This window comes from Bacillus sp. Nf3, assembly GCF_003028545.1.
Lineage (GTDB): Bacteria > Bacillota > Bacilli > Bacillales > Bacillaceae > Bacillus > Bacillus safensis.
Window position 1 is genome coordinate 1 of the sequence record NZ_PYUA01000089.1, and the last position, 551, is coordinate 551.

Here is a 551-nt window from a genome sequence, read left to right on the forward strand (position 1 = left end):
CTCCAGTGACACCCGTAGCGCCGGTAGGTCCGGTATCTCCAGTGCTACCTGTGGCGCCAGTAGAACCAGTAACTCCAGTGCTACCCGTAGCGCCAGTAGGACCAGTTGGTCCAGTGCTACCTGTAGCCCCGGTAGAGCCAGTAACTCCAGTGCTACCCGTTACGCCAGTAGGCCCAGTATCTCCAGTGACACCCGTAGCGCCAGTAGGCCCAGTATCTCCAGTGACACCCGTAGCGCCGGTAGGCCCAGTAGCTCCAGTAATACCCGTAGCCCCGGTAGAACCAGTAGCACCGGTAATACCTGTGGCACCGGTAGGCCCAGTAGCTCCGGTAATACCAGTTGCCCCGGTAGGTCCGGTATCTCCAGTGATACCTGTGGCGCCAGTAGAACCAGTAACTCCAGTGACACCCGTAGCCCCGGTAGGTCCAGTAGCTCCAGTGACACCCGTAGCGCCAGTAGAACCAGTAACTCCAGTGCTACCCGTAGCGCCAGTAGGACCAGTAGCTCCGGTGCTGCCCGTAGCGCCGGTAGGTCCGGTATCTCCAGTGACA

The 551-nt window shown here is 60.1% G+C and carries 1 protein-coding gene; it reads right to left on the reverse strand.

Annotated elements, in window-relative coordinates; genetic code table 11:
- A partial coding sequence (locus tag C9414_RS19700) for a collagen-like domain-containing protein (RefSeq protein ID WP_142398083.1) occupies positions 1-551 on the reverse strand: 551 nt, incomplete at both ends.